7 protein-coding genes are annotated in these 7,385 nt (G+C 58.5%); 5 read left to right on the forward strand and 2 right to left on the reverse strand.

Translation table 11 applies throughout. The features are described from left to right. The first annotated feature begins 279 nt into the window (after positions 1–279). From Q0K43_RS09165 to Q0K43_RS09175, 3 genes are read left to right on the forward strand one after another with little or no spacing between them, the layout of a single operon-like run. Complete coding sequence (locus tag Q0K43_RS09165) at positions 280–690, forward strand: hypothetical protein (protein ID WP_297290244.1); 411 nt, start codon at positions 280–282, stop codon at positions 688–690. A gap of 15 nt (positions 691–705) precedes the next feature. Continuing rightward, a complete protein-coding gene (locus Q0K43_RS09170; RefSeq protein WP_297290245.1) occupies positions 706–1,377 on the forward strand; it encodes a PspA/IM30 family protein in 672 nt (223 codons plus the stop codon). Between the two features lie 13 nt (positions 1,378–1,390). Continuing rightward, positions 1,391–2,179 carry a GIDE domain-containing protein gene (locus tag Q0K43_RS09175; RefSeq protein WP_297290246.1) on the forward strand — a complete coding sequence of 263 codons (789 nt, stop codon included), beginning with the start codon at positions 1,391–1,393 and terminating at the stop codon, positions 2,177–2,179. Between the two features lie 102 nt (positions 2,180–2,281). Here Q0K43_RS09175 and ilvD read toward each other — a convergent pair whose 3' ends face one another. Continuing rightward, positions 2,282–3,943 (reverse strand): dihydroxy-acid dehydratase, encoded by a 1,662-nt coding sequence (gene ilvD, locus Q0K43_RS09180; protein WP_297290247.1) that lies wholly within the window; start codon positions 3,941–3,943, stop codon positions 2,282–2,284. Positions 3,944–4,061: 118 nt separating this feature from the next. Here ilvD and Q0K43_RS09185 point away from each other — a divergent pair, with 118 nt between their 5' ends. After that, positions 4,062–4,739 (forward strand): FadR/GntR family transcriptional regulator, encoded by a 678-nt coding sequence (locus tag Q0K43_RS09185; protein ID WP_297290248.1) that lies wholly within the window; start codon positions 4,062–4,064, stop codon positions 4,737–4,739. A gap of 61 nt (positions 4,740–4,800) precedes the next feature. Beyond that, positions 4,801–5,823: an acyltransferase family protein gene (locus Q0K43_RS09190; RefSeq protein WP_297290249.1), complete on the forward strand. Its 1,023-nt coding sequence runs from the start codon at positions 4,801–4,803 to the stop codon at positions 5,821–5,823. Between the two features lie 44 nt (positions 5,824–5,867). On the opposite strand, the gene ilvC is transcribed toward Q0K43_RS09190, so the two are convergent. Continuing rightward, the gene (gene ilvC, locus Q0K43_RS09195) at positions 5,868–6,887 is read right to left on the reverse strand and encodes a ketol-acid reductoisomerase (protein ID WP_297290250.1); all 1,020 of its coding nucleotides are present in this window, start codon (positions 6,885–6,887) and stop codon (positions 5,868–5,870) included. Positions 6,888–7,385: the final 498 nt, after the last annotated feature.

A 7,385-nucleotide genomic window follows, 5' to 3' on the forward strand; every position in this document is an offset into this window, starting at 1 on the left:
GTTCTTAACTTTCATTCTGCTCAGGAATTATGGGACTTTGAGCTTACTTCCTGTTGCACTTAGTTTGACAATTCACTAACTGTAAAATATTCATTTATGCCGGTTTAGTACATATAATAAAGTAAAATACCATAAGGTACAATGCAAAATGACGGAAATCTGCCAATTATGACGAGAAGCTATTGGGCAAGTTGCTCCTTTTAAACTTGACCAGGCAATGACGCTATAGTATAATCACACATGTTGAATGTGGCAATATTTGTAGAGAGGAGAGAAAAAATGTCAAATGATAAACGCGGCGGCAGCTTGCTGGCCTTCTTTGTAGGGCTGCTGCTTCTGGGAGCCGGACTCTTTATGATTGCCAATCAAGTCAGTGTCACTTCCAGTTTTGGCTATTTCCGGTTGGGAGGGGTCAGTGTCCCCTTTGGCCTGACGACAGTGCCTTTGATCATCGGGATCATTTGGCTGTTTGTCAAGCCGGATATGGTCCTGCCAAAGATCGTGATCGTATTGGGCGTATTGTTTATTATCGTCAGTATCATTATGAGCGTACGTCTGCACTTTGTCAGAACCAGCCTGTATGAGTACATTTTGATGTTTGGTATGACTGCCGCAGGTACAGGCCTGATACTGAGAACTCTGTTTGCTCCCAAAAACAAATCAAGGAAAGACGACCAAAATAAAAAGTGAAAAGGAGTAATTGACATGGCGATTTTTGAACGACTGGGCGATTTGATCCGCAGTAATATAAATGATTTGATCGACAGGGCGGAAAATCCGGAAAAGATGGTCAAGCAGATCATTATTGACATGGAGGAGCAGCTCCGCGACGCTACCGCCGGCTATGCCACCGCTATGGGCGGCGTCAACCAGGTCAGAAAGCAGATGGAGCAGGCCCAGGCCCAGTCCAAGGAGTGGGAGCGCAAGGCCAAGATGGCCCTGTCTGCCGGCAATGAAGAGTTGGCCAAGCAGGCGCTGGTCAAGAAATCTGACGCGGACAACCTGGCCGCCACCTACTCCACCAATTACGAGACCATGAATACCCGTTTGATGGATATGAAGTCTCAGATCGACATTTTGAAGCAGAAACTCTCTGAGGCCCGCAGCCGCCAGGCTATGCTCATCGCCCGCAGCAAGATGGCAGACGCCAACGAAGCAATGGCAAAATCCCTGGGGAATATGGACTCCGGCAGCGCGTTTGCCAAAATGGACAAGATGGAGGCCAAAATTGCGGACAAGGAAGCCAGAGCGGACGCATTCTCGGAAGTATCCGGCGTGGATACCATGACAGAAACGGATCCCTTTGCAGCCATGGAACAGGATATGGCTGTGAACAGTGATCTGGAACGGCTGAAAAAAGAAATGGGACTGCTCTGAGAGGAGGACGAACATGACGATTATCATCCCCATTGTGTTGATCGTCGGCGGTGTGCTGGCGATGGTATTTCTCCGAAGCCAAATGGCGAACAAGGTCCGCGAGATGAAGTTCATGGAGACCACTACCGTTAAGGACCTGCTGGATATGTTCAGCACGATGCAGAGCGACGGTTTAGGCGATCACTTCCGCCACTATGTGGAAGTAAAGGGTACGGTGTACAGCCCTGAAACGGTGCGCACGCCCTTCTCCGATAGGGAGGTCGCCTACTGCGCGTCCAAGCTGGCCGCCGTGACCCAGCGGGAGGAACGCTATAGAGACAACGACGGCAACATGCGCACGCGCATTCAGAAGAGCGAGGAGACCATCACGATGGAGGACAGCTCCAACACCCTGCTCTTCAAGGACTCCAGCTCCGATCAGTGCGTGGTGCTGGACATTAAAAACGGCTGTAGTTTTGACGTGCCTGAGACCTTCGATCGCTTTGAGAACGTTGGGAACCTGAACCGCTACTCCTATTTCCGCAACTTCCATCATAACAGAGCCAATCTGCTGGGCTACCGTATGCAGGAAAAGACGGTCTCCCTGAACCAGCCCCTCTACGTCCTGGGCGAAGCCTATAAGGAAGGCGATATTATACATATCGGCAAGCCCACCGACAGAGACAAGACGTTCATCGTCTCCACAAAGTCGGAAGACGAGATGATCGGCAAATGCGAAAGCAACGCCAAGTTTGCCTTTTTTGGCGGGATCGCCGCCATTGTGGTGGGCGTTGGGCTTTTGATTTATCAGCTGATCGCGTAACGTTGGCGCGGCAGAAAACAGGAAGGCAGCCAGGAACCCGAGGTTCCTGGCTGCCTTCTCTTTTGGAGAATGATGTAACATATCGCCTGAGCAATTGAAGATTTACTCCAGCACCGCGCCCCGGGAGGCGGAGGTGACCAGTTTGGCATACCGGGCCAGATAGCCGGTCTGGACTTTGGGCTGAGGACACGTCCAGCTGGCTTTGCGCGCCGCCAGGGTGGCCTCATCCACGTTCAGGGTGATAGAGCAGCTGGGGATGTCGATGGAGATCATATCCCCCTCTTCCACCAGGGCGATGGGGCCGCCCTGGGCGGCCTCCGGGGAGACGTGGCCGATGGCCGCACCCCGGGTGGCGCCGGAGAACCGGCCGTCGGTGATCAGCGCCACGCTCTCGCCCAGGCCCATGCCGCAGATGGCGGAGGTGGGGTTGAGCATCTCCCGCATGCCGGGACCGCCCTTGGGGCCCTCGTAGCGAATAACCACAACGTCGCCGGGGACGATCCTGCCCTCGTAGATGGCGGCGATGGCCTCCTCCTCGCTGTCAAAGACCCGGGCGGGGCCGGTGTGGGTCATCATCTCGGCGGCTACGGCGGAGCGTTTCACCACGCAGCCCTCCGGGGCCAGGTTGCCCTTGAGGACCGCGATGCCGCCGTCGGCAGAGTAGGGATTCTCAATGGGACGGATGATCTCCGGGTTGCGATTGGTCACGCCCTCCAGATTTTCCTCCAGAGTCCTGCCGGTGCAGGTCATGACGGAGGTGTCCAGCAGGCCCTTGCGGGTCAGCTCCTTCATGACGGCGTACACGCCGCCGGCGCCTTCCAGATCCTCCATGTAGGTGTCGCCGGCGGGCGCCAGATGGCACAGGTTGGGGGTGTGGGAGGAGATCTCGTTGCTCATGTCCAGATCCAGCTCAATGCCGCACTCGTGGGCGATGGCGGGCAGGTGGAGCATGGTGTTGGTGGAGCAGCCCAGGGCCATGTCCACCGTCTCGGCGTTGTGGAAGGCGGCCTCGGTCATAATGTCCCGGGGACGGATGCCCTGGCGCACCAGCTCCATGATCTGCATACCGGCGTGCTTGGCCAGCCGCAGCCGGGCGGACCACACAGCGGGAATGGTGCCGTTGCCCCGCAGACCCATGCCGATGGCCTCGGTGAGGCAGTTCATGGAGTTTGCAGTGTACATGCCGGAACAGGAGCCGCAGGTGGGGCAGGCGTTGTTCTCGTAGTCCTCCACGCCCGCCTCGTCCAGCTTGCCTGCCTTATAGGCGCCCACCGCCTCAAACATGTGGGAGAGGCAGGAACGGCGGCCGTCGTTGAGCTTGCCGGCCAGCATGGGGCCGCCGGAGCAGAAAATGGTGGGGATGTTGACCCGGGCGGCGGCCATCAGCAGGCCGGGTACATTCTTATCACAGTTGGGGATCATCACCAGGCCGTCGAACTGGTGGGCGATGGCCATAGCCTCGGTGGAGTCGGCGATGAGATCACGGGTGACCAGGGAATACTTCATGCCGATGTGGCCCATAGCAATGCCGTCGCATACGGCGATGGCGGGGAACTCCACCGGCGTGCCGCCGGCGGCCCGTACGCCTGCCTTCACCGCTTCGGCGATCTTGTCCAGATTCATGTGGCCGGGGACGATCTCATTGTAGGAGCATACCACACCGATGAGGGGACGCTCCAGCTCCTCCTTGGTATAGCCCAGAGCATAAAAGAGGGAGCGGTTGGGAGCGCGCTCCACGCCTTTTGTCACGTTGTCGCTGCGCATAGGGGACGACCTCCTTTTTGTATATGGCGCGCGTTGTATGATGACGCTTGCATTGTCTGACTATATACTATATGATAGAAGCAGAACTGTCAAGAACATACCGGGAGGGAAGTACCCAATGGAGAAGAAGAGCCGCGCCCAGCAGGTGGCGGAACAGCTGTACAGCCGCATTGTGGTGGAGAAGGGACTGAGGCCTGGGGAAAAGCTGCCCAATGAGGTGGACCTGGCGGGGGAGTTGGGGGTGAGCCGGGCCACCCTGCGGGAGGCCATCCGTACCCTCGCTGCCCAGGGGGTGCTGGAGGTGCGCCGGGGCAAGGGTACCTTTGTATCGGAGACGGTGGAGGAGATGGATGACTTCGGCTTCTCCAGCCTGGAGCGGATCAGGGGGCAGCTGCGGGATCTGTTCGAGCTGCGCTCCATCTTCGAGCCCAGAGCCGCCGCCCTGGCCTGCCGCCGGGCCACAGAGGAGGAGTTGGCGGATATTCTGGCCTGTGGCAGGGAGGTGGAGCGGTGCATCCGGGCAGGGGAGGACCGGGCCCGGGCTGACCGGGCCTTCCACGCCGCCATTGTCCGGGGGACCCACAATGAGTTTCTGGTGCGGCTGCTCCCTCTGATCGATCAGGCGGTATCCGCCGCCCTGACGGCGGGGGAACACCAGCAGCAGCTGGCGGAGGATACCTGCCGGGACCACGCCCTGCTGATGGAGTTTTTTCGGAAGCGGGACGGGGAGGGGGCCGGCTATGCTATGGCCATCCACATGCGCCACTCCATGGATGTGATGGGGCTGGAGGTATAAAGCTGATTGACGAAGCCTCTTCATATCCTTATAATAAACCTACTGGAAAGGAGGTGGGAGGATGGCCCGGAATCACCAGACCCGCGCCGACGGTTACGGCCTGCTGAGCCGGTACCGGGGCGAACTGATGGGAATCGCCATGTTGTGGGTCATGCTCTTTCATGCCTACGGGCTGAGTACCTCCGTTTTGCCCCTGCGGGTGCTGCGGGCCACAGGTTTTGCGGGGGTGGATATCTTTCTGCTGCTCTCGGGCATGGGGATCTGCTGTTCTCTGGCCCGGCGGGAAAAGGAATCCTATGGACGGTATCTGGGCCGGCGTCTGCGCCGTCTGCTGCCCGCCTTCTGGCTGGTGGTGGGCGTGTACAGCGTGGTTCTGGCCGCGGCGGGGCGGATCACCCCCGACGTGATCTTCTGGAATCTGTCCACGCTGTATTACTGGCTTGACGTGCCGGGGGGATTTAACTGGTATATCTCTGCCATTCTGGTATTTTATCTGCTGGCCCCTCTGTATTTCAAACTGTTTCACCGCTGCCGGGCCAAGGAGTGGCTGACGCTGGCCGTCTGCCTGGTCAGCTACCTGCTCTATCGGGTGACCTGGGGGGCCGGCTTGCTTTACCTGACCGATTTTCTCCAGCGCATCCCGGATTTTGCCCTGGGCTTTCTGATGGCCTGCTATATCATGGAAGGCAAAAAACTCAGCGCCAGGCACCTGGGGGTGTGGGGAGCGGCTGTGGTCTTCGGGCTGGCTGTGGTGCCGGGGTGGCTGGTACAGCCCATCATCTTCCCGCTTTGCCTGGCGGTCACCTCCTGCCTGGTGCCGGTGTGCCTTGTGATGGGCAAGCTGTTGGACTGGTATCCGGGCCGGTGGGTGCCTGCGTTTCTGAGAACAGTGGGTGGCAGCAGCCTGGAGATCTATCTGCTCAATGTGATCATTAGCCGGGAAGCCAACCTGCTGGCTTCATGGCTGGGCTGCGCCCCCGGCCACATCAGCTTCTACCTTGTGGCATATATGCTCAATATCGCTCTGGGTGTTCTCCTCCACCGGGGGCTGGAGCGGATTATGAGACGGTTTGTATCTGGATAAAAAAGGTGGCCCTCCGGCTGGAGGGCCACTTTTTTAAAATGCACTTAATTGGAAGCGGTGTCCAGATCCTGATCGCCGCCCCAGATCATGTTGCGGCGCAGCTCCTCGCCCACAATCTCCATCTGATGCTTCTTCAGCTGGGCGCGCTTGGAGTTGAAGAAGGTGCGGCCGTTCTTGTTCTCGGCGATCCATCTGCCGGCGAAGCTGCCGTCCTGGATGTCGTCCAGCACCTTGCGCATGTTCTTCTTGGTCTCCTCGTAGGGCAGCACCCGGGGACCGGACACATACTCGCCGTACTCAGCAGTGTCGGAGATGGAGTAGTTCATGGCGGATATGCCGCCCTTATTGATCAGGTCGATGATGAGCTTCATCTCGTGGATGCACTCAAAGTAGGCGTTCTCGGGTTCGTAGCCGGCCTCCACCAGAGTCTCGAAGCCGCAGCGCATCAGATCCACCACGCCGCCGCACAGCACGCACTGCTCGCCGAACAGGTCGGTCTCGGTCTCGTCGTGGAAGGTGGTCTCCATGACGCCTGCCCGGGCGCCGCCGATACCGGCGATGTAGGCCAGGGCGATCTTATAGGCGTTGCCGGTGGCGTTCTGCTCCACGGCCACCAGACAGGGCACGCCCTTGCCGTTGACATAGGTGGAGCGGACGGTGTGGCCGGGGCCCTTGGGGGCGGCCATGAATACGTCCACACCGGCGGGAGGCACGATCTGCTGGTAACGGATGTTGAAGCCGTGGGCAAAGGCCATGGCCTTCCCCTCGGTCATGTAGGGGGCAATATCTTTCTTGTAGACCTCGGCCTGAACCTCGTCGTTGACCAGGATCATCACGATGTCGCCCCACTGGGCGGCCTCGGATACGGTCTTGACCTGAAGACCAGCCTGCTCAGCCTTGGCCCAGCTCTTGGAGCCCTGGCGCAGGCCCACGCACACCTCGCAGCCGGAATCCTTCAGATTCATGGCATGGGCGTGGCCCTGAGAGCCGAAGCCAATGATGGCGATCTTCTTGCCGTTCAGGTAGGACAGGTCGCAATCCTTCTCATAATACATCTTCGCCATAGTCACTGCACTCCTTTGTCATGTGTTGTTTTCTTGTTCCCGATGATAGCACAGCGGGGAGAAAAAGAATGATAAGTATGATACAATCTCAGAAAAGATTTCGGGGTGGGCCGAAACCTTACAGGAAGTTCTTGCCCAGGTTGAACTCGGTCTGCTCCTTGGTCTCGTCCTCAATGGTGTAGGCGCCCCGCTCCAGGGCCAGTTCCCAAACGTGCAGGCACGTTTGGGAGCCCTCCGGGCGGATTTGACTTCCTCGGCGGAAGTAAATTCCGCCTGCGGCAAGGTTTTGCTGCGCAAAACGCTTGGACGCCGCACAGCGGCGGGCCGCTGGTAGCGGCCTGGTGGCCCTTCTTAAAGGAAGTTCTTGCCCAGGTTGAACTCGGCCTGCTCCTTGGTCTCGTCCTCAATGGTGTAGGCGCCTCGCTCCAGGGCCAGTTCCCAAACGTGCAGGCACGTTTGGGAGCCCTCCGGGCGGATTTGACTTCCTCGGCGGAAGTA

The organism is uncultured Flavonifractor sp., from assembly GCF_944383115.1.
Classification (GTDB): Bacteria; Bacillota; Clostridia; order Oscillospirales; family Oscillospiraceae; genus Flavonifractor.